The following is a 25,822-nucleotide window of genomic DNA, read 5'->3' on the forward strand; positions in this document are numbered from 1 at the left end:
TTAGTCGATGAGCTTGATAATTACGGTTCCCAAATTCGTTCCTCCACTCGACCCTTCGCTAAAGGAGTCGATTGACTCGAATTTAATGAATTGACCGATTACACAGCGGTTGTTTCCTCCGGAGCAGGCGAGAGCGCTGGTCATTCCCGGAGAGGTAGCTGTGTTGCGAAATTCGTAGACGCCGTTGTTACCAAACTTCCAGCCCCAGATCCTGAATGTGGCGTAGCCAATAATGTGGAATTGGCCGTTTTGTCCCTGGTTGGTGGCGTCGTCGAAGATGGGGAAGGCAACATCCACTTCCCCGCCGGCGAGGATGGCTGACTTCCATCGGGAAAGGATGTCTTGGCAATCAGTGGGAGGGTTGTTGCCCGGATCCGAACCGACGTGATTGGTGCCGTTTTGTGTCACTGCCACGCACGGTGAGCTGCGGTCCAGCCAGCCCCAACCCCCTGGGATCTGTGTTCCTGACGGCCCGGTGCACGTTCCGCCCGGCTTGTAGGAGATTTTCTGGACCACCCCGGTGGCAACGGCGTCCGAAAGGTTGTAGCAGTGGTTGGATATGGCCAAGGGAAATCCCGAACCGCGTGTGGGAAATTCCAGGGCCGCGGTTGCGTGAGCTCCTACCGTTGCGGGCGGGGCATCAAGTGCCGAACTGAACAACGACCGCAGGAATCCCGCCCCGCTGGTGCCGTCACGGGTGGTTGTTCTGACGGTGACCTGGTTGGCCACGGACATGTCGACTTGGAGCACGTTAGACGACGTGTCGTTTGAATTGCTGTTGGCCAAGGCCTGGGCGATGGCTTCCGCTTCGGACTGCGTACATCCCGTTGCGTGGCAGGCCTGGGCGATGGCAATTGCGCCGGCGTCGGCGGCGTTTTGCAGTTGCGCCCGTTCTGCGTAGATCTGGCCGACGTCCACTGCCAGTGCGCCGGCGCCCATGAGCACCAGCATCATGACGGCCACGAGGACGGCCGCCGCACCCTTTTCTGGGTCGGTCCGGGGATTCCTTAGCCGCCGCATCGCATGGCTCCTACTCCGTCCACCGTAACGGTCTTGCCGAACAGGCCCGTTAGCGTGGCTGCCGAATAGGTGACAGTGACCGTAATGCTCTCATCGTCGGCGCAGGCACTTGGAGTGAAGGAGTAGCCAAAGTCCCCGGTGTTCAGTCCGGGCGCGCCGGCCGCTGCGGCCAGCTCAGCCTCGCTTTGGTCGTCCTTGATGGCCATGGTGCGGGCTGCCTCACGTGCGGCCTGGGTTACTGAGATCTGCAGGTTGAAGGCGTGAGAGAACTCCACGATTCCTGCGATCAGCGTCAGAAGAATGGGTGCCACGAGGGCGAACTCGACGGCGACGGCGCCGCGGTCGCGCCACTGCGTTTTTGAACTGCTGCGTGTCACTGGGTACCCCCGCGAATAGATGCAGCCGAAAAGGGATGGTGCGCCGCGCCTACGTAGGGTGAAACGCGGCGCACCAGTTGGGTTGGACGAGACGGATCGCCTAGTTGGCCCAGCCTTTGACCGTGGCCCCGAGTACCGTGAACCAGTCGTTGAGACCGGCGCCGAAAGCCGTCACGCCGAGGATGATGCCGAAGGCGATGAATGCCACGAGCAGCGAATACTCGGTAGCGGTGGCGCCTTTTTCGGATTCCAGCCGATCCTTGACTCCGGAGACGAATGCAAGGACCGAGACCATGAGAGTAGTCATTGTATTTTCCTTAAAGTAGATGGAATTAATTACCGACGACCGGATCCCCCCAATTCCGCGAAGGGTCGGTGCTTCGATAGCTAAAGAATTCCACCGGGGGTGCGCCGGCAACAATGCGTAGCCATACCCGAATTTCCGGGGGACCCATAGGTAGCCCCCAAAAAAGGTACTCAGATTGGAAATCTACAAGCAGGAAAATACTTGGATTACTAAGCTGGACTTAGTTTCATTGCGCGGCTATCGCGGCCGGAAGCCAGATGCCGCCGTCGGCTAGGACGTGAACAGCACCAGCCCCAGGGCGGCAGCCAGCATGGAAGGCCCAAAGGCCACTTCGGCGGGTTTTTCGGCGCGCCTAAAGGAAATCAAGACGACGGAGAAAATACCGCCCACCACAAACCCGAGGGCGCCGCCGTAGAACAGCTGGCTCCAGCCCAAGTAGCCCAAGTACAGGCCTACTGGGGCGGCAAGCTTCACGTCGCCCATTCCGATGCCGCTGGGCGAAATAATAGCCAGAATCAGGTAGATGACGAACAGGATGGCGGCGCCGGCGGCTGCGCGAAGCAGCTCGGCCCAGCCTGCAGTGGCCGCGCTGCTGATGACGAAGAGACCCAGGCCGGCCGACAACAGGGCCAGGACGAGCGGATTCGGCAATAAATGGTGGGCAAAATCAATGCGGGCCAGTTGCACGGCGAGCACGCCAAGGGCCAAAAATGCCGGCAGCGACCAGTCCATTCCAAACCGGACAGCCAAGGCGGCGCAGAGAACGCCGGTGAGGGCCGCCGTCGTAATTCTTGTCCTCATTCCAGGGAGCCCGCCGAGGCGGGGGAGGGTCTTGGCGATGAGCCGTTCGGTGAGCATTCCAAGGAGCACGCCCAGCAGTCCGATGGCGAGGACAAAGAGAGGAGCTGCGCTGCTGGTGATACCTACTAGGGACACAAAGACTCCTGGCATGGAACGGGCCCGGCGCTGGCGCGGGCATCCAAGCCCCGCCACCGGATACCCCATTTTGACCCTGGTGCCCGGTTCGCGCTATTCTTGGTAGTCGTTGTGCGTGTCCTTTCTCGATGATGCGTGCCCGCTGAGAATCCGGTTGCAGGATAACTACTCCTCGGGCACATTCGAGACTCCGGGACCACTGGATTCATAGAGCCCTCACCTCTGTTCCGGTAGCGCATAGATAGTAGGTGCACACCCTTACGTGACACCTAAACAAGAACGCCAGAACAAGAACGAGGCAAACACCGTGCGTACGTACACCCCGAAGCCCGGCGATATCAACCGCCAGTGGCACGTCATTGACGCCACAGACGTTGTCCTTGGTCGTCTTGCCAGCCAGACCGCAATCCTGCTGCGCGGCAAGCACAAGGCCACCTTTGCGCCCCACATGGACATGGGCGACTTCGTCATCATCATCAACGCTGAGAAGGTTGCCCTCACCGGCGCCAAGCTCGAGCAGAAGCGCGCTTACCGCCACTCCGGCTACCCGGGCGGCCTGACCTCCGTCACCTACGCGGAGCTGCTGGAATCCAACCCGGTCCGCGCCGTGGAGAAGGCCATCAAGGGCATGCTCCCCAAGAACTCCCTCGCTGCACAGCAGCTGGGCAAGCTGAAGGTTTACCGCGGTGCAGAGCACCCGCACGCCGCCCAGCAGCCCAAGACGTTCGAAATTTCCCAGGTCGCCCAGTAGTCCTGGCCACCAAACAACTTATCTATACAAGGAGAACCGTGGCTCAGAACGAAGAGACCACCGAGGCCGTTGTGGCCGAGGAAACCCTGACCAGCTACACCTCGGAAAGCGGTCCTGCGGAAGCAGAAGCGCCGAAGAAGGAACGCCCGGCACTGACCGTTGCCGGCGCAGCAGTTGGCCGCCGCAAGGAAGCCGTTGCACGCGTCCGCATCGTGCCCGGCACCGGCAAGTGGACCATCAACGGCCGCGAGCTGGCCAACTACTTCCCGAACAAGCTGCACCAGCAGGACGTCAACGAGCCCTTCAAGATCCTCGATCTTGACGGCGCCTACGACGTCATTGCCCGCATCCACGGCGGTGGCATTTCCGGCCAGGCCGGTGCCCTGCGCCTCGGCATCGCCCGTTCACTGAACGAGATCGACACCGAGAACAACCGCGCCACCCTGAAGAAGGCCGGTTACCTGCGCCGTGACGCCCGCGTCATCGAGCGTAAGAAGGCCGGTCTCAAGAAGGCCCGTAAGGCTCAGCAGTACTCGAAGCGCTAAATCCGCTTTCAAGCGTTCAACCGCTTCCAGAAGCCCGTTCCGCCATTCGGCGGGACGGGCTTCTGCCGTTAAGCGGGGTTCTTCGCTTTGAGGGACGCGTCCTCGGTTACGCAACGAGCTCCCTGCGGCTGGCGGATGTGAAAAGCCGGATGTCGCGGTGAGCTGGGCAAACATCAGCGGACCCCTGTGTTGGCGCCGTCCGAGGCAGGGGCGGGCACGCACATCGTCTAAACTTGACCCGATGTCTACATTATTTGGAACAGACGGTGTCCGGGGCCTGGCGAACGGCCTACTGACTGCCGAGCTCGCATTGCAGCTGGCCCAGGCCGCCGCCGTCGTGCTTGGCCATGAACGCACCGCTGACGGTGCGCGGCCGCGGGCCGTGGTGGCGAGGGACCCCCGCGCCAGCGGCGAGTTCATCGCCGCCGCTGTGGAAGCGGGGCTTTCCAGCTCCGGAATCGACGTCTACGACGCCGGTGTTCTGCCCACGCCGGCAGCTGCCTACCTTGTGGCTGACCTGAATGCCGACTTCGGCGTGATGATCTCCGCCTCCCACAACCCGGCACCGGACAACGGGATCAAGTTCTTTGCCCGCGGCGGCCAGAAGCTCCCCGACGAGGTTGAGAACGCCATTGAGGAACAGATGGGCAAGGAGCCCTTCCGGCCCGTGGGCGGCGAAGTGGGCCGCATCCAGCGGTTCTCCGACGCCGAGGACCGCTACATCGTCCACCTCCTCGGAACGCTGCCGCACAACCTGCACGGCCTGAAGGTTGTCCTCGACTGTGCGCACGGTGCCGCCAGTGGCTGTTCGCCGCAGGTCTTCAAGGACGCCGGCGCGGACGTTGTGGTGATCGGCGCTGAGCCGGACGGCCTGAACATCAACGAAGGCGTGGGTTCCACGCACCTCGGCCCCCTGAAGGCCGCCGTGGTTGCCCACGGCGCGGATCTCGGCATTGCGCACGACGGCGACGCCGACCGCTGCCTCGCCGTGGACCACGAAGGCAATGAAGTGGACGGCGACCAGATCATGGCGATCATCGCCGTCGCGCTCAAGGACGCCGGCAAGCTCACCGACAACGTCCTGGTGGCCACCGTCATGAGTAACCTCGGCCTGAAGATCGCCCTGCGCAGAGCCGGCATCGCCGTCCGCGAAACCGGCGTCGGCGACCGGTACGTCCTCGAGGAAATGCGCGCTGGCGGCTTCAACCTCGGCGGAGAACAGTCCGGCCACGTGATCCTGGCCGATTACGCCACCACCGGCGACGGCGTCCTCACCGGCCTGCAGCTGGCGGCGCAGGTTGCCCTCACCGGCCGTCCGCTCAAGGAACTGGCCACGATCATGACCAAGCTCCCGCAGGTCCTCATCAACGTGAAGGACGTGGACCGGTCCCGCGTCAACGGCGACGTCGCCCTTGCCGCAGCCGTGAAGCTTGCCGAGGAGGAACTGGGCGACACCGGACGCGTTCTCCTGCGCCCCTCGGGCACCGAACCGGTTGTACGCGTCATGGTGGAGGCCGGCGACCAGCACACCGCCCAGGTCATCGCCGAGCGCCTGGCACAGGTTGTTAAGTCGGAGCTGGCCCTGGAGCTCGTCGGCGACTGACAAAGCCGCACATGCAAAAGCGGTCTGCCTCCCTAGTTCACTACGGGAGGCGGACCGCTTTTTCGTTCGTAGCTATAGTTCCTTGTTGACGCCGGACTGGCTGCGCAGCGCATCCCGGATTTCGGTGAGAAGCGCGATCTGCGGATCTTCGGCGGCTTCCTCCTTGACGTCCTGGTTAATCCCAAGCCGGCGGTTACGGCGCTCGATCATGAGATTCATGGGCATGACGATGACAAAGTAAATGGCGGCGGCAACAAGCAGGAAGTTAACAACCGCGGTCAGCAGGACGCCGATCCGCACGTCGCCGAACGCCAGGAAATTATCAAACTTAGGCTGCCCCACCAGCAACGAGATCAGTGGCATCATGACGCTCTTGACCAGGGCGTCGACCACCGCGCTGAACGCCGTACCGATGACGACCGCCACCGCCAGATCGATGACATTGCCTTTGAGAATGAACTTCTTGAATCCAGTAAGCATGGCACCCAAACTACCGCACCGCCGCGCCATGGCGGCGGGCCGTTAGGGGTAGCCCGGCGCGGCTTTCAGCCCGAAGTACTCTTCAAGGGTTCTGATTCCGCGCTTTTTCATGTCCGCGGCGGCCTCGACCCCGATGTAGCGGAGGTGCCAGGACTCGTAGTAATACCCCGTGATGGGATGCAGCATGAACGGATAGCGCACCACGAAGCCGAACCGGTAGGCGTTGGCTTTGGCCCACACCGCGGCCGGCTGTTCGGCAAAGCACGGCTGGAAGCTGCATGCGCCTCCGCCGTCGCCGATGTCGAAGGCCCAGCCCGTCTGGTGTTCGGAATAGCCCGGCCGCGCGGAGGCGGTGTCCGCAGCGGCCTGTCCCCGGGCACTGACATAGCCGTTGTACGTGGCGGTCTGTGTGGCATAGGAACGGTATCCGCTCGCCAGCGTCATGGTCACGCCCGCAGCCGCTGCTGCCGCAAACATCCGTTCGGCGGCAGCCGCCGTCGTGCGGTTCAGCAGTGCCGCCTCACCGGAAACGGCGAGGGCGACGCGCGGCTGGACCAGATCCGCGGGGACGTAGTTGGCTGGCTTCAGCGGCCGGTGCTTGTTGACCACCAGCCAGGGACTGGCGGGGTCGGTCAGCGAGTACTGCCTCGGCAGGCTGGAGGCGGCCGACGGCGGCGCCGACGCAGACGTTGAGGGGGAGGCCGCCGGGGACGCGGACGACGGCGGTGCTGACGCGGACGCAGAGGAGGACGCCGGCGCCGAGGCCGCGCCTGACGCGGCGCGCGCGGAGCCGGAAGCGGAAGCGGAGGCCGGGGCGGTTCCCGTTGCGGCGGAGGATGCCGGGCCCGGGCTCTCCGGAGTGCACGCGGCCAGGGCGGACAGCCCGGCACCGGCGACCAGCAGCTTGGCGATTGACCGGCGGCTGGGCGCTTGCGGAACCCGGTCCATGCTGGGGGAGCAGTCGTAGCACACCTGTGCTAAACCTTCCTCAGCAGCATCCGGCGGATGGAATGATCGGCTTCCTTGGTGAGGACCAGCTGGGCCCGTCCCCTCGTGGGCAGCACATTCTCTTCCAGGTTCGGTTCGTTGATGCGCTTCCAGATGTCGCGGGCCGTGACTTCGGCCTCGTCGTCGGAGAGCGTCGCGTAACGGTGGAAATACGACTCCGGCTGCGCGAAGGCGGTGGAGCGGAGCTTCCGGAAGCGGTCCACATACCACTCCTCGATGTACGACGTCTTGGCATCCACGTAGATGGAGAAGTCGAAGAAGTCGCTCAGCGCCAGCCCCTGGCGGCCGTCATGCCGGGGGCGCGCGGGGGCCAGGACGTTCAGCCCCTCGACGATGAGGACGTCCGGGCGGCGGACCACCACTTCCTTGCCGGGCACGATGTCATATGTGACGTGCGAGTACCAGGGGGCGCGGACTTCCTCGGCGCCGCCCTTGATTTCGCTCACAAAGCGCAGCAGCGCCCGCCGGTCATAGGACTCCGGGAACCCTTTGCGTTCAAGCAGCTGGCGGCGCTTGAGTTCAGCGAGCGGGTACAGGAAGCCGTCTGTGGTGATCAGTTCAACGTTGGGGGTTCCGGGCCAGCGCCGAAGCATCTCGCGGAGGACGCGGGCAATGGTGGACTTGCCCACGGCAACGGAGCCCGCCACACCGATCACGAAGGGGGTGCGCTGGGTCTGTTCGCCCAGGAAGGTTGTGGTGGCGGCGTGCAGCTGGCCGGCGGCTTCCACATAGAGGTGCAGCAGCCGGGACAGGGGCAGGTAGACCTCGCGGACCTCCTTCATGTCCAGGGGGTCACCGAGCCCACGAAGGCGCAGCACATCCTCTTCATTAAGGGGCTGTTCCATCTGGGCTGCGAGCCGGGACCAGGTCTGCCGGTCCAGCTCCACGAACGGCGAGACACCCTCCCCGTTCGCTTCATTGCGTTGCGAAGTCACCCTAGAGATTCTGCCCCTCGCGACGCGCATAGCGAAATGAAGGCACCAGCCGGCGTCCCTGTGGCGGCCAGATGAAGTACGCTCTGAAAATTTCTTGAGTGAATCTTGACTCTTTGTGGCATCGAGTCCTGAGCCTGCCCCGGCATTGTGATGTGCAGAAGGAAATCCAGTCATCACAGAATTTGAAGGGTCTCATCATGAAGAACAGCGCACTGATCAAGGGAACCGCCGCCATCGCCGTAGGCGCTGCCCTGCTTCTCGGCGGCGGCGGCACGCTGGCCTCCTGGAACGCATCGGACAACGCGGCGCCAGGCACCGTCGTCGCCGGCGACCTGAACGTCGCCAAGACTGCGGCCGGTGTGTGGACCGACCGCGCCGGCGCGACCATCAACATCGCAACCTACAAGGTGGTTCCCGGTGACAAGCTGACCTACACCCAGGTCCTGGACGTGACACTCACGGGGAACAAGATGGCTGCCGACATCACTGCCACCGGCACCGGCGCAGCCAACGGGTTCACCCCGGCCAACGTCATCGTCACCGATCCGGTGCTCACCCTCGGCAGCACCAGCACCGTGGTTACCAACCCGCTGACGACCTCCCAGCAGGTCACGGCCACCATGACGTTCGAGTTCAAGTCCGCCACCACGGGGCGTGCAGATGTGACCAAGACATACAACTTCGGCAACGTCGCCTTTACCCTGCAGCAGGTCACCCAGTCCGGCCTGGCCTAGTCTGATACCGGCGCACGGCGGCCCTGAGGCCGCACGTCGCCGTTACCGGATCAGGGTCAGGAGGAGGAATCATGGGCATCCCGCGTAGTTTGCGGGCCGCCGCGTTGATCGCCGCGGCGGTGCTCCTGGGACTCCTGACCGTGCAGGGCAGCTATGCGCTGTGGAACGTCGGCACCTCGGCTGCACCCGGATCCGTATCCGCCGCATCATTCAACGTCAGCCTCACGGGGCTGCCCTCCGGCCAGATGACCAACATGACGCTGGCCGGCGGAGGGGCGGCCACCCTCGCCCTAACCACCTCGGGCACGCCTCTAGCGGCCCTGACGCCGGGCACCGCGGTCCATTCCAGCGCTTCGATCACCAACAATTCGGACGCCGGTGGACAGTTCAGCATCAGCGTCACCGCAGGCGCCCCAACAGTCACGAACGCGGGCGGGGGAACGCTGGCAACGTATCTGACCCTTAGCGCCAAGAACGTGGCGACGACCGCCGAATGCAGCACCACCACGGGCTATACCCAGCTCACGCCGGCTGGCCTGACCACGGCGGCAGTCCCCAAGGGCGCAACCACCATCATCTGTTTCGAAGTCAAACTCTCCTCCACCGCTCCAGCCACTGTGAAAGGACAAGCCGTGAGCATCTCGATCCCCCTCACCGCTCACCAGCTCTGCGGGGTGCCCAGTGGCTGCGCTTGATAGCCTTCCCGTTGTGGGGAATCCTGATCGCAAGCGCGCATCCAAGAGCCAGGGGAAGCCGGCCAGTAGCATGCCCGGCCCTGCCGGCAGCAGTTCGCGGGCGCGCCGTGGATTTGCCGCCGCCGGCCGGCTCGTCACCCTCGGGTTGCTCATGGTCCTGGTTTTCGCGGCCCTCGTGCTGATCCTCGTGCCCCGGGCCACCGGGTCCCAGACCTACACGGTACTTACGAACTCGATGGCACCGAAGTACTCCCCGGGCACATTCCTGGTGGTAAAGCCCGCCGCGTTTAGCGAGCTGAAGTACGGCGACATCGTCACGTTCCAGCTCGAGTCGGGGAAACCGGGCGTCGAGACGCACCGGATTGTCGGGTTCAGCGCAACCCAGGCCGGCGAAAAGACCCTGATCACCAAGGGCGACAACAACGACGTCAACGACCCCAACCCGGTCAGGGAGCTGCAGGTCAAGGGCAAGCTGTTCTACGCCGTTCCCTTCGTCGGGTACGTTGCCAACACCTTGGGCAACGCCGACCGCAGCCTCTGGGCGACCATTGGCGCTGCGGGCCTGATCGGCTACGGCGCCCTCCTCATCCTCCGGGCCATCCGCAGCCGGCGCCGGCACGCGGGAGGGGAAACTGCATGACGCCTCCCGCTAGAATCCCCGGCGTCGAGGCCGCCTGAGGCCCGTCTCAGGGCCGGGACAGGTGGCGTAACCCTCGGGATTGGCGTCGCCTCCGCGCTCCAAAGCCGGTTAGGCTTATACCCATGTGTGGAATCGTGGGTTATGTAGGGCGTACGTCGGGCCGGGCTGATGCCGGGCACACTGCGCTGGATGTTGTTCTTGAAGGTCTGCGCCGCTTGGAGTACCGGGGCTATGACTCGGCGGGCATCGCGGTCGTCGCGGACGGGGAGATTTCCTCGCGGAAGAAGTCCGGGAAGCTGAGCAATCTGCTCGCTGAGCTGGACGCGCGGCCGCTGCCGGAGTCGCTGACCGGGATCGGTCACACCCGCTGGGCCACGCATGGCGGCCCGACGGATCAGAACGCGCACCCGCACCTGTCTGACGGCGGGAAGCTGGCGCTGATCCACAACGGCATCATCGAAAACTTCGCCGAGCTCAAGCTCGAGCTCGTGGCCAAGGGCGTGGAGTTCGCCTCCGAGACCGATACCGAGGTCGCCGCGGCGCTGCTGGGCGACATCTTCCGCAACAAGCTCGGCGGCGACGTTTCCGACGGCGGCCTGACCCGGGCGATGGAGCTGGCATGCCAGCGGCTCGAGGGCGCGTTCACGCTGCTCGCGGTGCACGCCGACCAGCCCGACGTCGTGGTGGCCGCGCGCCGGAACTCGCCCCTGGTGGTGGGCCTGGGTGAGGGCGAGAACTTCCTCGGCTCGGATGTGTCCGGGTTCATCGATTACACCCGCCGCGCGGTGGAGCTGGGCCAGGACCAGATCGTGACCATCACCGCTGATTCGGTGACGATCACCGATTTCTTCGGCGCCCCCGCGGAGGGCAAGGAATACCACGTGAACTGGGATCCGGAGTCCGCTGAGAAGGGCGGGTTCCCGTCCTTCATGGAGAAGGAAATCCATGACCAGCCCGACGCCGTGGGCCAGACCCTGCTGGGACGGTCGGACATCCACGGGAAGCTGACCCTGGATGAGCTGCGGATCGACCCGGCGCTGCTCAAGAGCGTGGACAAGATCATCGTCCTGGCGTGCGGCACGTCCGCGTACGCCGGGCAGGTCGCGAAGTACGCGATCGAGCACTGGTGCCGGATCCCCACCGAAGTGGAGCTCTCCCACGAGTTCCGCTACCGCGACCCGATCGTGGACGAGAACACCCTGATCGTGTCGATCTCCCAGTCCGGGGAGACCATGGACACGCTGATGGCTGTCCGGTACGCGAAGGAACAGGGCGCCAAGACGGTGTCCATCTGCAACACCAACGGCTCCACGATCCCGCGCGAATCCGACGCCGTGCTGTACACGCACGCCGGCCCGGAGATCGCGGTGGCGTCCACGAAGGCGTTCCTGGCCCAGATCACGGCCGCGTACCTGCTGGGCCTGTACCTCGCGCAGCTGCGCGGGAACAAGTTCCAGGGCGAGATCAAGGACATCCTCGCGGACCTGGCCAAGATCCCTGCCAAGATCCAGCGGATCCTGGACAACGAGGGCCAGATCAAGGAACTCGGCCGGGCGATGGCGGACGCGAAGTCCGTGCTGTTCCTGGGCCGGCACGTCGGGTTCCCGGTGGCCATGGAAGGCGCGCTGAAGCTCAAGGAGCTTGCCTACATCCACGCCGAGGGCTTCGCCGCCGGCGAGCTCAAGCACGGCCCGATCGCCCTGATCGAGGAAGGCCAGCCGGTTTTCGTGGTGGTTCCGTCCCCGCGCGGCCGCGACTCGCTGCACGCCAAGGTGGTCTCCAACATCCAGGAAGTGCGGGCCCGCGGCGCGAAGACCATCGTGATCGCCGAGGAAGGCGACGAGGCCGTGAAGGCCTACGCCGAGCACGTCTTCTATATCCCGGAGACCCCCACCCTCCTGGCGCCCCTGCTGGCCACCGTGCCGCTGCAGATCTTCGCCCTCTCACTCGCCACGGCCAAGGGATACGACGTGGACCAGCCACGCAACCTGGCCAAGAGCGTCACCGTAGAGTAAGCACATGATTGTTGGCATAGGCGTAGACGTTGTGGACATTGAACGCTTCGGCAGGCAGCTGGAGCGCACCCCCGGGCTCCGCGACCGGCTGTTCGTTCCGGCCGAGCGCGAACTCAATACCCGCTCCCTGGCTGCGCGGTTCGCCGCCAAGGAAGCCGTGGCGAAGGTCCTGGGCGCTCCCGCCGGCATGAACTGGCAGGACTGCTGGATCGGACTGGACCAGAACGGCCCCACCATCCAGGTCAAGGGCACCGTGCTGGCAGTGGCTGAGGCCAAGGGCGTCAAACGCTGGCACCTGTCCATGAGCCACGACGGCGGCATTGCCACCGCCACCGTCCTGGCCGAGGGCTGATACCGAACGGACTGCACTGAATGATCAGCGCCTATACCGGAACCCAGATACGCGAGGCTGAAAAGCCTTTACTGGATTCAGGTATGGGCGCTGTTCTCATGCAGCGGGCGGCCCACGGCCTCGCCAACGCCGTCATCGGGGAGCTGCGCTCCCGCGGCCAGCGGCTCTACGGCGCCAGCGTGGCGGTCCTTGCCGGCAAAGGCAACAACGGCGGGGACGGCCTTTTCGCGGCCGCTCAGCTCGCCGGACGGGGCATGCGTACGACGGCGGTCCTCGCCTCGGGCAGCGCCCATCCCGACGCACTGGCGGCCTTTGAGCGCGCCGGGGGCCGCGTGTGCAACCTGACCGACGCGAATGCCGGTGAGCTGGCAGCGGCGGCCGGGAGGGCCGACGTCGTTATTGATGCGTTGCTCGGAACCGGCGCGCAGGGCGGGCTCCGCGGTGCCGCCGCAGAGCTCGTTGCCCTGCTGGCCCGCGGTAACCGCGGCCTTGTGGTGGCCTGCGATGTTCCGAGCGGCGTGAACTCCGATACCGGCGAGGCCGCGGACCCGGTGCTCCCAGCCGATCTCACCGTCACCTTCGGCGCCGCCAAAGCAGGCCTGCTGACCGACCCGGGCGCCGACTTCGCCGGACGGGTCCACACTGTCCCGATCGGGATCGAGGACGGGCTTCCGTGGCCGGCACTGCGGCGGCTGGAAGCTTCGGATCTCGCCGCCCTCCTCCCCAAACCCGGGCGCCGCTCGCACAAGTACTCCCGCGGTGTCCTCGGCATCGTGGCGGGGTCCCCGGCGTATCCCGGCGCCGCCGTGCTCGCCTGCCGCGGCGCACTGGCCGCCGGTGTGGGAATGGTTCGCTACCTTGGCCCGCCTGACGTTGCCGACCTCATCCGGCAGAGCTGTCCCGAGGTGGTGTGCAGCTCCGGAACGGTGGCCGGGACGCACGTGCAGGCGTGGCTCGTGGGCTCCGGCATGGACGGCTCGGACGACGACCAGATGCAGCGTGTCCGCGATGCGGTGGATTCAGGCCTGCCCACCGTGGCGGACGCCGGCGCGCTGCCCGTGCTCCCGGATGTGCTGGCCCCGCAGGTGGTCCTGACCCCGCACGCCGGTGAGCTCGCAACACTGCTGACGCGCCTCGGAGCCGGCCTGGACCGCGCCGCGGTGGAGGCGTCCACCCTCGCGGCGGCCCGGCAGGCAGCGGGCCTCACCGAGGCCACCGTGCTGCTCAAGGGCGCCACCACACTGGTGGCGTCCCCCTACCAGGACTTCTACAGCCAGGCCGACGGCACCCCCTGGCTGGCCACGGCCGGCAGCGGCGACGTGCTGGCCGGCGTCATCGGCGCGCTGCTCGCCCAGGTGGGGTCCGACGTCGGGCGTTTCGGTGCGGCGGGCATCGATCCGGACGAGCGGTGGGCGGCCATTGCCGCCATGGCGGCAAGCCTTCATGCCCGCGCCGGAGCTGCCGCGTCCGGCGGCGCGCCGCTGACCGCGGGGCGGATTGCCGACGCCATACCCGGAATCTGGGATAAAGTCAGCACGCTTAGTAATCAGCGGCGCGGAAATCGTAATAGTCACACCCACCCGCTACGGTAAGACCAAGTTCCCGGCGTGACGCGCGACATACCTGCCGGACAAAAAGTGTTGGACAACGTAATAGGAGCACGAATGGAAATCTGGCCCGGACAGGCGTACCCCCTTGGCGCCACCTTCGACGGAACCGGAACCAACTTCGCTTTGTTCAGCGAACGAGCAGAAAAAATTGAGCTGTGCCTCTTCGAGGAGGACGGCACCGAGACGCGGGTCCCCGTAGGGGAAGTGGACGGGTACGTGTGGCACTGTTACCTACCGCAGGTCCAGCCCGGCCAGAAATATGGATACCGCGTGCACGGCCCGTACGACCCCGACTCCGGAAACCGCTTCAACCCGAACAAGCTCCTCCTGGACCCGTACGCCAAGGCAGTGCACGGCCAGATCGACTGGGATCCCGCCCTGTTCTCCTACAACATGGGCGACCCCGACTCCCGCAATGACAAGGACTCCGCGCCCCACATGATGATGGGCGTGGTCATCAACCCGTTCTTCGACTGGGACGGCGACCACCTCCCGCGGATCCCGTACCACCAGTCCGTGATCTATGAGGCCCACGTCAAGGGCCTGACGCAGCTCCACCCCGAGATCCCCGAGGAACAGCGCGGCACCTACGCCGGTGTGGCGCACCCGTCGGTCATCTCCCACCTGCAGAAGCTCGGCATCACCGCCATCGAGCTCATGCCCGTGCACCAGTTCGTCAACGACGGCATCCTGGAGGACAAGGGCCTGAACAACTACTGGGGCTACAACACCATCGGGTTCTTCGCTCCGCACAACAGCTACAGCTCCACCGGGGACACCGGCCAGCAGGTCCAGGACTTCAAGGCCATGGTCCGCTCGCTCCACCGCGCCGGCATCGAGGTCATCCTCGACGTGGTCTACAACCACACCGCAGAGGGCAACCACCTGGGGCCCACACTGTCCTTCAAGGGCATCGACAACGCCGCCTATTACCGCCTGATGGACGGCGATGAGAAGCACTACATGGACTACACCGGCACCGGCAACTCGCTGAACGTGCGCCAGCCGCACTCCCTGCAGCTGCTCATGGACTCGCTGCGCTACTGGGTCACCGAGATGCACGTGGACGGGTTCCGCTTCGACCTCGCCTCCACGCTGGCCCGCGAGTTCTACGACGTCGACAAGCTGTCCACCTTCTTCGAACTCATCCAGCAGGACCCCGTAGTGTCCCAGGTCAAGCTGATCGCCGAGCCGTGGGACGTCGGCCCCGGCGGCTACCAGGTGGGCAACTTCCCGCCGCAGTGGACGGAGTGGAACGGAAAATACCGCGACACCGTCCGGGACTTCTGGCGCGGCGAGCCCGCCACGCTGGGCGAGTTCGCCTCGCGTATCACCGGTTCGGCAGACCTGTACGAGCACTCCGGCCGCCGCCCGGTGGCCTCCATCAACTTCGTCACCGCCCACGACGGCTTCACGCTCGCGGACCTGGTCTCCTATAACGAGAAGCACAACGACGCCAACGGCGAAGGCAACAACGACGGCGAGTCACACAACCGCTCCTGGAACTGCGGCGCCGAAGGGCCCACGGACGACCCCAAGGTGCTGGGACTGCGCGCCCGGCAGCAGCGGAACTTCATAGCCTCGCTCCTGCTGTCGCAGGGCGTGCCCATGCTGCTGCACGGCGACGAGATGGGGCGCACCCAGCGCGGAAACAACAACGGCTATTGCCAGGATTCCGAGCTGACCTGGATCAACTGGGACAACGTGGACCAGCCCCTGATCGAGTTCACCGCCGCCGTCAACTCGCTGCGGGCCAAGCACCCCACGTTCCGGCGCAGCCGCTTCTTCGACGGCCGGCCCGTCCGGCGTGGTGAGGGCGAGCGTCTGCCGGACATCGAGTGGCTGGACCCGGACGGCAACACCATGCAGCCCGAGGACTGGGACAGCGGCTTCGGCCGGTCCGTGGGGGTCTTCCTCAACGGTGACGGCATCCAGGGCAAGGACAACCGCGGGCGCCGCATCACGGATGTGAACTTCGTGCTGTACTTCAACGCGCACGACGGCGACGTCGTGTTCAAGCTCCCGTCGGATGAATACGCCCCTGCCTGGGACGTCATCATCGACACCGCCGGCGCGGGTGCCGATTCCGAACCCGTGCAGGCGGGCGGAAAACTCACCGTCGCGGCGAAATCGCTCGTGGTGCTCCGTGCCCACAGCGCCCCAGAGGAGGAGCCGGATCACTCGGTGGCGGCCTCCCTCGCAGCTTTGACGCAGACGGCGACAACCGAAACCGCGGCGCTCACGGCCCCCACCTTTCCCGAGCCGAAAAACACCAAGAAGTCCGCGCTGAAGCCGGAAGAGAAGGGTGCGGAGAAGGCCGAAGAGGCGCCGGCGAATGTCGAGGAGGCGCCGGCCAGTGCCGAGGAGGCACCGGCGAATGTCGAGGAGGCGCCGGCGAATCCCGCGGCGAAGCCCGCGCCCGAAAAGAAGCCAGCGTCCAAGCCTGCGGGCAGGCGGCGGTCAGGCAAGCAGGGCGGGACGGGCTCATGAGGACGCCCGCCTCGACGTACCGGCTGCAGATCCGGCAGGGTTTCACGCTGTTTGACGCCGCCGAAACCGTGCCGTACCTGAAGTCGCTCGGCGTGGACTGGATCTACCTGTCGCCCATCCTGAAGGCAGAGAGCGGCTCCGACCACGGCTATGACGTCACGGATCCCTCCGTGGTGGACCCGGAGCGCGGCGGCCCGGAGGGGCTCGCGGCGGTGTCCAAGGCCGCCCGCGGTGCGGGCATGGGCGTGCTGATCGACATCGTGCCGAACCACGTTGGTGTGGCGTCGCCGGCGCAGAACCCGTGGTGGTGGTCGCTGCTCAAGGAAGGGCGCGGCTCCCGCTACGCCGAGGCGTTCGATGTCGACTGGGACCTCGCCGGGGGCCGCATCCGGATCCCTGTCCTGGGCAGCGACGACGACCTGGACCAGCTCGAGATCAAGGACGGCGAGCTGCGGTACTACGACCACCGCTTCCCGCTGGCCGAGGGCAGCTACCGGGACGGCGACTCCCCGCGGGACGTCCACGGCCGGCAGCACTACGAACTCATCGGCTGGCGGCGCGCGGACAACGACCTGAACTACCGCCGGTTCTTCGCCGTGAACACGCTCGCCGGCATCCGGGTGGAGGTGCCCTCGGTCTTCGACGAAGCACACCAGGAAATTGTGCGCTGGTTCCGCGAGGGGCTGGCCGACGGCCTGCGGATTGACCATCCGGACGGCCTCGCCGATCCGGGCGGATACCTTGAACGGCTCCGGGAGGTCACCGGAGGCGCCTACCTGCTCATCGAAAAGATCCTGGAGCCGGGCGAACAGCTGCCGGCCAGCTTCCAATGCGAGGGCACCAGCGGCTATGACGCCCTCGCGGACGTCGACAGGGTCTTCGTGGATCCGCAGGGGCAGGAGCCGCTGGACCGCCTGGACGCAAGGCTGCGCGGCGGCGAGCCGGCCGACTACGAGGACATGATCCGGGGGACCAAACGGCGGATCACCGACGGCATCCTGCACTCCGAAATCCTGCGCCTTGCCCGGCTCGTGCCTGAGCGGACCGGGATTTCCCGGGAAGCCGCGGCGGACGCCATCGCGGAGATCATCGCGGCCTTCCCGGTCTACCGGTCCTATCTTCCGGAGGGCGCGGAGGTCCTGAAGGAGGCGTGCGAGCTCGCTGCCCGCAGGCGTCCGGAGCTGGATCAAACCGTCCAGCTACTGCAGCCCCTGCTTCTGGACACTGACCTCGAACTTGCCCGCAGGTTCCAGCAGACCTCGGGGATGGTCATGGCCAAGGGTGTGGAGGACACCGCGTTCTTCCGCTACAACCGGCTGGGGACCCTCACCGAGGTCGGCGCCGATCCCACCGAGTTTTCGCTGGAGCCGGCGGAGTTCCATGCCCGGATGGCACGCCGGCAGGCCGAGCTCCCGCTCTCCATGACCACGCTGAGCACGCACGACACCAAGCGCAGCGAGGACACCCGAGCCCGGATCTCGGTGATCGCCGAGGTGGCGCCGGAATGGGAAAAGGCCCTGGACAGGCTGAATGCCCTGGCTCCGCTGCCGGACGGTCCGCTCTCCACCCTGCTGTGGCAGGCCATCGCCGGGGCGTGGCCGGCCACCCGGGAACGACTTCAGTCCTACGCCCTGAAAGCGGCGCGTGAGGCCGGTGACTCGACCAACTGGACCGACCCGGATCCGGCGTTCGAGGAGGCCCTTGCCGCCGTCGTCGACTCCGCCTTCGACAATCCGGAGGTGCGTGCGGAACTCGAGGCCCTCGTGGGGCTCCTGGCGCCGTTCGGCGCGTCGAACTCGCTCGCGGCCAAGCTCATCCAACTGACCATGCCGGGAGTTCCGGACGTGTATCAGGGCACGGAGTTCTGGGACAGGTCACTGACGGATCCGGACAACCGGCGCCCGTTCAGCTTCGACGAACGGGTGCGGGCGCTGGAGCGGCTGGACGCTGGCCACCTCCCGGACTCCTTCGAGGACGAGGCGGCGAAACTGCTGGTCACCTCGAGGGCGCTGCGGCTCCGCCGGGACCGGCCGGAGCTCTTCACCGGCTACCGGCCCGTGCAGGCCGGCGGCCCCGCCGCCGGGCATTTGCTGGCGTTCGACCGCGGCCCCGGGGGAGTGCTGGCGCTTGCAACGCGGCTTCCCTACGGGCTGCAGCAGTCGGGCGGGTGGCGGGACACCGCCGTCGAGCTTGAAACCGCCATGACGGACCAACTGACCGGCGCCACCTTCGGACCGGGCTCGGCGGCCCTGTCAGAGGTCTTCCGGGCCTACCCGGTGGCGCTGCTGGTTCCCGCAACAGGAGGCAAATCATGACGCAGACAAACGTTTCAGCGCAGCCCAACGCTGCGGCCAAGCCGGTTCAGGGAGCGGGGCGCTTCGATGTCTGGGCGCCTGAGGCGGGCGCCGTAACGCTGCTGGCCGGCGGGGAGCGCTACGAAATGAGCCGGCGTCCCGGCAACGAACCGGCGGACGAAGGCTGGTGGACGGCCACGGATGCACCGACGGGCGCGGACGTGGACTACGGATACCTGCTCGACGGCGACGAAATCCCGCTGCCGGACCCCCGGACCCGCCGGCAGCCCGAAGGGGTTCACGCCCTGTCCCGGACCTTCGACCCCGGCGCGCACCGGTGGCAGGACGCGGAGTGGCAGGGCAAGGAGCTCCAGGGCGCCGTCATTTACGAACTCCACATCGGAACGTTTACGCCCGAAGGGACGCTGGACGCCGCCGCGGGCAAGCTGGACTACCTCGCCGGCCTGGGCATCGACTTCATTGAGCTCCTACCGGTGAATGCCTTCAACGGCACGCACAACTGGGGCTATGACGGCGTCCAGTGGTTCGCCGTGCACGAGGGCTACGGCGGCCCGGCGGCGTACCAGCGGTTCGTGGACGCGGCCCACGCGGCCGGCCTCGGCGTCATCCAGGACGTGGTCTACAACCACCTCGGCCCGAGCGGGAACTACCTGCCCAGGTACGGGCCGTACCTCAAGCACGGCGAAGGCAACACATGGGGGGACTCCGTCAACCTGGACGGGCCGGGATCCGACCACGTCCGGCAGTACATCCTGGACAACGTGGCCATGTGGCTGCGCGACTACCGGGTGGACGGCCTCCGCCTGGACGCTGTGCACGCCCTGAAGGATGAGCGGGCCGTCCACATCCTCGAGGACTTCGGCGCTTTGGCGGACGCCCTGTCCTCCGAGGCGGGCCGCCCGCTGACCCTCATCGCGGAGTCCGACCTCAACAATCCGCGGCTGCTGTATCCCCGGGATGTCAACGGCTACGGACTGGCCGGCCAGTGGAGCGACGACTTCCACCATGCCGTCCACGTCAACGTCAGCGGCGAAACCACGGGCTACTACAGCGACTTCGACTCGCTCGGAGCCCTGGCCAAGGTGCTGCGTGACGGGTTCTTCCACGACGGCAGCTACTCCAGCTTCCGGGGCCGCTGCCACGGCCGGCCGATCAATTTCGGCGAGGTCCACCCGGCCGCGCTGGTGGTCTGCTCACAGAACCATGACCAGATCGGCAACAGGGCCACGGGGGACCGGCTGTCCCAGTCGCTTCCGTACGGCAGCCTGGCCCTGGCCGCGGTGCTGACCCTGACCGGTCCGTTCACGCCCATGCTGTTCATGGGGGAGGAGTACGGGGCCACCACGCCGTGGCAGTTCTTCACCTCGCACCCGGAGCCCGAGCTGGGGAAGGCCACGGCCGAGGGCAGGATCAGGGAGTTCGAGCGCATGGGGTGGGATCCCGCCGTCGTTCCCGATCCGCAGGATCCGGAGACCTTCACCCGTTCCAAACTGGACTGGGCGGAAGCGTCCTCCGGCCATCACGCCCGCCTCCTGGAGCTGTACCGCTCGCTCATCGCGCTGCGGCGGACGTCTCCGGAGATCGCGGGCCTGGGCTTTGCGGACACTGCCGTCGAGTTCGACGACGACGCCGGCTGGCTGCGGTTCTGGCGCGGCGGCGTGCAGGTGGTGCTGAACTTCGCAGACCGCCCCGCCAGCCTGGACCGGCCGGGCACCACGGTGCTGCTCGCCACCGACGACGCCGTCCGGATGGACGGCGACAAGGTTGAGCTGCCGCCGCTGAGCGCCGCCGTCCTCCGCGACTGAGCGAATGCGCGACTTAGCGTGCGGGGCGGGCGTCCTTCCGGTGACCGGATGCTGGACGCCCGCCCCGCCGCTGCACCCGCGCTGGCAGGATGGAACGTATGACTTTTCTGGCAGCGGACAACCGCTACGAAACCATGCCATACCGCCGAGTCGGACGCAGCGGGCTGAAGCTTCCGGCCATCTCGCTGGGCCTGTGGCACAACTTCGGCGACGACAAGCGGTTTGACGAGCAGCGCGCCATCCTGCGCCGCGCGTTCGACCTCGGCGTCAACCACTTCGACCTGGCCAACAACTACGGACCGCCGGACGGCTCGGCCGAGACCAACTTCGGCCGGCACCTGCAGGACGATTTCAAGCCGTACCGCGACGAGCTGGTCATCTCCACCAAGGCCGGCTACTACATGTGGCCCGGACCGTACGGCGAGTGGGGCTCGCGCAAGTACCTGCTCTCCAGCCTGGACCAGTCCCTCCAGCGCATGGGACTGGACTACGTGGACATCTTCTACAGCCACCGCCCGGACCCGGAAACGCCCATGGAGGAAACCATGGGCGCCCTGGACCATGCGGTGCGTTCCGGCAAGGCCCTGTACGCGGGCATCTCCTCCTACACGCCGGAACAGACCATCGAGGCCGCCCGGATCCTGAAGGAGCTCGGCACCCCGCTGCTCATCCACCAGCCCAGCTACTCCATGCTGAACCGCTGGACCGAGGACGGCTCGCCGAACCTCTACGAGGCGCTGGACCAGGTGGGCGCAGGCTCCATCGCGTTCTCGCCGCTGGCACAGGGCATGCTGACGAACCGCTACCTCAACGGCGTCCCGGCCGATTCGCGGGCGGCCAAGGAGCGGTTCCTGTCCGAAGACGCACTCACCGAGGACAAGCTGGACCGGGTCCGCGGCCTGAACAGCATCGCCGGCGGCCGCGGACAGTCGCTGGCCCAGATGGCCATCGCGTGGATCCTGCGGGACCAGCCCAAGGGTTCACCTGTCACCTCGGCCCTGGTCGGCGCGTCGAGCGTGCAGCAGCTCGAAGACACGCTCCAGGCCATCAACAACCTTGAGTTCAGCTCCGACGAGCTGACCGCGATTGATGAGTTCGCCGTCGAATCGGACATCAATCTCTGGGCGCAGAGCCGGCACGGCGTCTGAGCCGGGCCGCATCGTAACCAACTGCGCCGGAGCCCGCGGGAACAAAGCCGGCTCCGGCGCAGTTGGTTACACTGTTAGGGCGCCGCGTGGCGCTGTGTCCGTCAGCCGCCGTCGTACAAAAGGGTACTGACGCGCAGGGCACCTGAAGTTTGTTCTCAAAGGAGTTCCGTGTCTTCAAATCCGATTCGTGTCGCAATCGTCGGTGTGGGTAACTGCGCCGCATCGCTGGTCCAGGGTGTCCAGTACTACCGGGATGCCGACCCCCAGGCAACGATCCCGGGTCTGATGCACGTGGAGTTCGGCAAGTACCACGTCAACGACGTCCAGTTCGTGGCGGCGTTCGACGTCGACGGCAAGAAGGTCGGCGTTGACCTGGCAGACGCCATCCTCGCGAGCGAGAACAACACCATCAAGATCGCGGACGTTCCGCCCACCGGCGTGACCGTGCAGCGCGGCCACACTCTTGACGGCCTCGGCAAGTACTACCTCGAAACCATTGAGCAGTCCACCGAAGAGCCTGTCGACGTCGTCCAGGCCCTCAAGGACGCCCAGGTTGACGTCATGGTCTGCTACCTGCCCGTCGGGTCGCAGGAAGCCGCCGAGTTCTACGCGCAGTGCGCCATCGACGCCGGCGTCGCCTTCGTCAACGCCCTGCCCGTGTTCCTCGCCGGCACCAAGGAATGGGCCGACAAGTTCACCGCTGCCGGCGTTCCGATCGTGGGCGATGACATCAAGAGCCAGATCGGCGCGACCATCACGCACCGCGTCATGGCCAAGCTCTTCGAAGACCGCGGCGTCACGCTGGACCGCACGTACCAGCTGAACGTCGGCGGCAACATGGACTTCAAGAACATGCTCGAGCGCGACCGCCTCGAATCCAAGAAGATCTCCAAGACCCAGGCCGTCACCTCCAACGTGGAGGCCGAGCTGGCCGCCAAGGACGTCCACATCGGCCCGTCCGACTACGTCCAGTGGCTCGACGACCGCAAGTGGGCCTTCGTCCGGCTCGAGGGCCGCAACTTCGGCGACGCCCCGGTCTCGCTCGAGTACAAGCTGGAAGTCTGGGACTCGCCCAACTCCGCTGGCGTGATCATCGACGCCGTCCGTGCTGCCAAGATCGGCCTGGACCGCGGCATCGGCGGCCCGCTGCTGTCCGCTTCGAGCTACTTCATGAAGTCCCCGCCGAAGCAGTTCAATGACGACCTTGCCCGCGAGAAGGTTGAAGCCTTCATCCGCGGCGACGTGGAGCGCTAAGCCCCACCCCGGATGCTCTATCACTTGCAGTCCTCCAAGCCCCGGCTTGGCCGCTCCAAGTGATAGGGCATCCCGCGTTTAAGGGCGTTTAAGGGCCAGCCGGACCCTGCGCACTGCGCCGGTGAACCCTCCCGCCAGGTCGTCGGCATTGAACTTGAAGTACCGCCACCCTGCGGAGTTGAACATTTCGTCCCGGCGATTATCGCGGGACTGCTGTTCGCGCGTGAGGTGATGGCCGCCGTCGTACTGGATGGCAACGCGCTGCGCACGGTAGCCGAGGTCAGCGGCAGGGGAATACGGGTCACCGGGCACAAGCCGGAGTTGGAGTTCAGGCTCGGGCAGCCCGGCAGCCGTCAGCGCCAGGCGCAGGAACGTCTCCGGCGCCGAATCAGCGCCCGCCCGGATGAGCCCGGCCGCCTCCCGGGCTTTCACGATGCCTTTGAGCTTCGGGTGCTGCGCGAGCATCACCGCGGGCTGGGGAAGCGTTGCCCACGGATCGGTGCGGCCCTCCAGTTCTGCACGGGGACTGCGCACTAGCTGGTCGCCCACAGCCACCAGGTCTTCCAGCGGCAGGACGCGGGCAAGGTCCAGCCAGGTCCGGGCTGGCGTTGAAATCCGGATGCCGTCCCACAGCATGATCTCGTCGTCGAACGCGAGGACTGTGTGCCCCACCACGCCGTCACGCCGGACCGGCGGCAGTGCCTTGGGCTTGCTGAGGTGCAATTCCCGGCAGCCGCGGTACCAGGAGGGGAGCCACAGGCCCAGCAACAGCGCAGCCGTGACGTGCGAGATCCACGCACCCGGCGTCGCGGACGAAAGAGCTCGTTCCAGGCTGCGGACTTCAAACTTCCAGCCGGTGGGCAGATAAATCAGCCGGCCGGACGACGTCAGGTCGGACGAACGGAGCCGGGCACTGCTCAGGCGTGCCGCACGCGCTTCATAGACGGTGAACGGGGCCGCGGACAGGTGGACCGGCAGGGGCGCTGGTTGACGCATGCGGACCATTCTGGTCCGAACGCACGTTCCCCGCCGAAGTTATCCACAGCCCCCGGTTGAGCTATCACTTGCGGCGGCTCTGGAGGCGGAATGACGACCCAGAGTGATAGCGCAACGGGGGTTAGAAGAGGCCGACGGGGTTGCCGTCGTCGTCCACGTCCATCCGCATCGCCGCGGGAACTGCCGGCAGGCCGGGCATGGTCATCACGGCACCCGTCAGGGCCACGATGAAGCCGGCACCGGTCTTGGGGATGAGGTCGCGGACGTGGATGGTGAAGCCCTTGGGCGCGCCGAGCCGGGAGGCGTCATCGGTGAACGAGTACTGGGTCTTGGCCATGCAGACCGGCAGGCCGGACCAGCCGTTTTTCTCGATGTCCGCGAGCCGCTTGAGGGCCGGGACCGAGAAGTCCACGCCATCCGCGCCATAGATCTCCTGGACGATGCTCCGGATCTTGTCCTCCACGGACAGCTCCAGCGGGTAGAGGTGCCGGAAGGAGCTGGGCCCGGCCACGGCCGCAGCGACCTTGGCAGCGAGTTCGTCGCCACCGTCCCCGCCACCGCCGCGGCCCCAGACATCCGCCACCGCCGCCTGGATGCCTTCGCCGGCGCACCAGTCGAGCAGCCAGTCGAGTTCCTCCTGGGTGTCCGTGGCGAACTTGTTGATGGCAACGACGGGCGTGACGCCGAACTTCTCGACGTTCCGGACATGCCGGCGGAGGTTGGCAACTCCGGCGGCGAGCGCCTCCACGTTCGGTTCCTTGAGCCGGTCTTTGGCGATCCCGCCGTGCATCTTGAGCGCGCGCACCGTGGCCACCACCACCACGGCTGCGGGCGCAACATCGGCCACACGGGCTTTGATGTCCATGAATTTCTCCGCGCCCAGGTCCGCCCCGAACCCGGCCTCTGTGACCACGATGTCGGCCAGCCGGCGGGCGGTCTGGGTGGCGATGAGGGAGTTGCAGCCGTGCGCGATGTTGGCAAACGGGCCACCGTGCACCAGGGCCGGCGTCCCGGCGATGGTCTGCACCAGGTTGGGTTTGATCGCTTCCTTGAGCAGCAGCGTGAGCGCGCCCTGGACGCCCAGGTCCGCAACGGTGACGGGGGTGCGGTCATAGGTGTAGCCGAACGTGATCCGCCCCAGCCGTTCGCGGAGGTCGGCAATGCCGGTGGCGAGGCAGAACACGGCCATGATCTCCGAGGCCACGGTGATGTCGAAGCCGTCCTGGCGCGGGATGCCCTGCGTGGGGCCGCCGAGCCCGATCACCACTTCCCGGAGGGACCGGTCGTTCATGTCCAGGACACGTTTGAACGTCATCCGCCGCGGATCGATGTTCAGCTCGTTGCCCTGGTAGATGTGGTTGTCCACAAGGGCCATCAGCGCATTGTTGGCGGACGTCACGGCGTGGAAGTCGCCGGTGAAGTGCAGGTTGATCTCGTCCATGGGCACCACCTGGGAGAACCCTCCGCCCGTGGCCCCGCCCTTCATGCCCAGGATCGGACCCAGCGACGGCTCGCGCAGCGCGATCATCACCCGGTGGCCCGCGCGGGCCAGGGAGTCAGCAAGGCCCACCGTGGTGGTGGACTTCCCCTCACCGGCAGGCGTGGGCGACATCGCCGAGACCAGCACCACCTTCCCGGCTGCGGCCGGGGCCGTCAGCTTCGCGGGATCGATCTTCGCCTTGTAGCGGCCGTAGAGCTCCAGGGCCACGGCATCGATGCCGGCCGCGGCCGCGACGTCCTCGATGGGCCGCAGAACAGCTCGGCGGGCAATTTCCAGGTCGCTGAGGGTGGTGCTGTCAGACATCA

General features: G+C 66.3%; 24 protein-coding genes. 15 read left to right on the top strand and 9 right to left on the bottom strand.

What is annotated here, in order from left to right; translation table 11 throughout:
• The 4 genes from ABFP37_RS03085 to ABFP37_RS03100 form a co-directional block, all read right to left on the bottom strand.
• Positions 1 to 1,020, bottom strand: coding sequence for a Tad domain-containing protein (locus ABFP37_RS03085; protein ID WP_347032698.1), 1,020 nt, complete (start codon positions 1,018 to 1,020; stop codon positions 1 to 3).
• Positions 1,008 to 1,397, bottom strand: a complete 390-nt coding sequence (locus ABFP37_RS03090; RefSeq protein ID WP_347032699.1) for a TadE/TadG family type IV pilus assembly protein — start codon at positions 1,395 to 1,397, stop codon at positions 1,008 to 1,010. The genes ABFP37_RS03085 and ABFP37_RS03090 overlap by 13 nt, the downstream gene beginning before the upstream one ends.
• Before the next feature lie 100 nt (positions 1,398 to 1,497).
• Positions 1,498 to 1,704 carry a Flp family type IVb pilin gene (locus ABFP37_RS03095; RefSeq protein WP_347032700.1) on the bottom strand — a complete coding sequence of 69 codons (207 nt, stop codon included), beginning with the start codon at positions 1,702 to 1,704 and terminating at the stop codon, positions 1,498 to 1,500.
• 270 nt (positions 1,705 to 1,974) lie between these two features.
• Complete coding sequence (locus ABFP37_RS03100) at positions 1,975 to 2,640, bottom strand: A24 family peptidase (protein WP_347032701.1); 666 nt, start codon at positions 2,638 to 2,640, stop codon at positions 1,975 to 1,977.
• A gap of 307 nt (positions 2,641 to 2,947) precedes the next feature.
• Between ABFP37_RS03100 and rplM the strand changes: the two genes are divergently transcribed.
• The 3 genes from rplM (at position 2,948) to glmM (ending at position 5,539) form a co-directional block, all read left to right on the top strand.
• Positions 2,948 to 3,391 (top strand): 50S ribosomal protein L13, encoded by a 444-nt coding sequence (rplM, locus tag ABFP37_RS03105; RefSeq protein WP_078027203.1) that lies wholly within the window; start codon positions 2,948 to 2,950, stop codon positions 3,389 to 3,391.
• A gap of 152 nt (positions 3,392 to 3,543) precedes the next feature.
• The gene (gene rpsI, locus ABFP37_RS03110; protein ID WP_347032784.1) at positions 3,544 to 3,936 is read left to right on the top strand and encodes a 30S ribosomal protein S9; all 393 of its coding nucleotides are present in this window, start codon (positions 3,544 to 3,546) and stop codon (positions 3,934 to 3,936) included.
• Positions 3,937 to 4,177: 241 nt separating this feature from the next.
• The gene (gene glmM, locus ABFP37_RS03115; protein ID WP_347032702.1) at positions 4,178 to 5,539 is read left to right on the top strand and encodes a phosphoglucosamine mutase; all 1,362 of its coding nucleotides are present in this window, start codon (positions 4,178 to 4,180) and stop codon (positions 5,537 to 5,539) included.
• A gap of 72 nt (positions 5,540 to 5,611) precedes the next feature.
• On the opposite strand, the gene mscL is transcribed toward glmM, so the two are convergent.
• A complete protein-coding gene (gene mscL, locus ABFP37_RS03120) occupies positions 5,612 to 6,019 on the bottom strand; it encodes a large conductance mechanosensitive channel protein MscL (RefSeq protein WP_347032703.1) in 408 nt (135 codons plus the stop codon).
• Between the two features lie 42 nt (positions 6,020 to 6,061).
• Positions 6,062 to 6,628 (bottom strand): M15 family metallopeptidase, encoded by a 567-nt coding sequence (locus ABFP37_RS03125; RefSeq protein ID WP_347032704.1) that lies wholly within the window; start codon positions 6,626 to 6,628, stop codon positions 6,062 to 6,064.
• Between ABFP37_RS03125 and ABFP37_RS03130 the strand changes: the two genes are divergently transcribed.
• Positions 6,621 to 6,986, top strand: a complete 366-nt coding sequence (locus ABFP37_RS03130) for a hypothetical protein (protein WP_347032705.1) — start codon at positions 6,621 to 6,623, stop codon at positions 6,984 to 6,986. The genes ABFP37_RS03125 and ABFP37_RS03130 overlap by 8 nt on opposite strands.
• Before the next feature lie 10 nt (positions 6,987 to 6,996).
• Here the strand turns inward: ABFP37_RS03130 and coaA are convergent, their stop codons facing one another.
• Positions 6,997 to 7,962 (bottom strand): type I pantothenate kinase, encoded by a 966-nt coding sequence (gene coaA / locus ABFP37_RS03135; protein WP_078027199.1) that lies wholly within the window; start codon positions 7,960 to 7,962, stop codon positions 6,997 to 6,999.
• A 197-nt stretch (positions 7,963 to 8,159) separates the two neighbouring features.
• Here coaA and ABFP37_RS03140 point away from each other — a divergent pair, with 197 nt between their 5' ends.
• The 11 genes from ABFP37_RS03140 (at position 8,160) to ABFP37_RS03190 (ending at position 23,020) form a co-directional block, all read left to right on the top strand.
• Positions 8,160 to 8,696: an alternate-type signal peptide domain-containing protein gene (locus ABFP37_RS03140; RefSeq protein WP_347032706.1), complete on the top strand. Its 537-nt coding sequence runs from the start codon at positions 8,160 to 8,162 to the stop codon at positions 8,694 to 8,696.
• Between the two features lie 71 nt (positions 8,697 to 8,767).
• Entirely contained in the window at positions 8,768 to 9,391 is a 624-nt protein-coding gene (locus tag ABFP37_RS03145) for a hypothetical protein (protein ID WP_347032707.1), read from the top strand.
• A 13-nt stretch (positions 9,392 to 9,404) separates the two neighbouring features.
• Complete coding sequence (locus ABFP37_RS03150) at positions 9,405 to 10,031, top strand: signal peptidase I (protein ID WP_347032708.1); 627 nt, start codon at positions 9,405 to 9,407, stop codon at positions 10,029 to 10,031.
• A 122-nt stretch (positions 10,032 to 10,153) separates the two neighbouring features.
• A complete protein-coding gene (gene glmS, locus ABFP37_RS03155; RefSeq protein ID WP_347032709.1) occupies positions 10,154 to 12,046 on the top strand; it encodes a glutamine--fructose-6-phosphate transaminase (isomerizing) in 1,893 nt (630 codons plus the stop codon).
• Between the two features lie 4 nt (positions 12,047 to 12,050).
• On the top strand, positions 12,051 to 12,398 hold the full coding sequence (locus ABFP37_RS03160) for a holo-ACP synthase (protein WP_018776647.1): 348 nt from the start codon (positions 12,051 to 12,053) through the stop codon (positions 12,396 to 12,398).
• An 83-nt stretch (positions 12,399 to 12,481) separates the two neighbouring features.
• Entirely contained in the window at positions 12,482 to 13,990 is a 1,509-nt protein-coding gene (locus ABFP37_RS03165; protein ID WP_347032710.1) for an NAD(P)H-hydrate epimerase, read from the top strand.
• Between the two features lie 72 nt (positions 13,991 to 14,062).
• On the top strand, positions 14,063 to 16,498 hold the full coding sequence (gene glgX / locus ABFP37_RS03170; RefSeq protein ID WP_078027195.1) for a glycogen debranching protein GlgX: 2,436 nt from the start codon (positions 14,063 to 14,065) through the stop codon (positions 16,496 to 16,498).
• Positions 16,495 to 18,813, top strand: a complete 2,319-nt coding sequence (gene treY / locus ABFP37_RS03175; protein WP_347032711.1) for a malto-oligosyltrehalose synthase — start codon at positions 16,495 to 16,497, stop codon at positions 18,811 to 18,813. The genes glgX and treY overlap by 4 nt, the downstream gene beginning before the upstream one ends.
• Entirely contained in the window at positions 18,810 to 20,618 is a 1,809-nt protein-coding gene (gene treZ, locus ABFP37_RS03180; RefSeq protein WP_347032712.1) for a malto-oligosyltrehalose trehalohydrolase, read from the top strand. The genes treY and treZ overlap by 4 nt, the downstream gene beginning before the upstream one ends.
• Before the next feature lie 98 nt (positions 20,619 to 20,716).
• A complete protein-coding gene (gene mgrA, locus ABFP37_RS03185) occupies positions 20,717 to 21,766 on the top strand; it encodes an L-glyceraldehyde 3-phosphate reductase (protein WP_078027192.1) in 1,050 nt (349 codons plus the stop codon).
• Positions 21,767 to 21,934: 168 nt separating this feature from the next.
• On the top strand, positions 21,935 to 23,020 hold the full coding sequence (locus ABFP37_RS03190) for an inositol-3-phosphate synthase (RefSeq protein ID WP_347032713.1): 1,086 nt from the start codon (positions 21,935 to 21,937) through the stop codon (positions 23,018 to 23,020).
• A 78-nt stretch (positions 23,021 to 23,098) separates the two neighbouring features.
• On the opposite strand, the gene ABFP37_RS03195 is transcribed toward ABFP37_RS03190, so the two are convergent.
• Both ABFP37_RS03195 and ABFP37_RS03200 read right to left on the bottom strand, forming a co-directional pair.
• A complete protein-coding gene (locus tag ABFP37_RS03195; RefSeq protein ID WP_347032714.1) occupies positions 23,099 to 24,016 on the bottom strand; it encodes a DUF559 domain-containing protein in 918 nt (305 codons plus the stop codon).
• A 121-nt stretch (positions 24,017 to 24,137) separates the two neighbouring features.
• Complete coding sequence (locus ABFP37_RS03200; protein WP_347032715.1) at positions 24,138 to 25,820, bottom strand: formate--tetrahydrofolate ligase; 1,683 nt, start codon at positions 25,818 to 25,820, stop codon at positions 24,138 to 24,140.
• Between the last annotated feature and the right edge of the window lie 2 nt (positions 25,821 to 25,822).

The sequence above is a fragment of the Burkholderia sp. RS01 genome, from assembly GCF_039748055.1.
Lineage (GTDB): Bacteria > Actinomycetota > Actinomycetes > Actinomycetales > Micrococcaceae > Arthrobacter.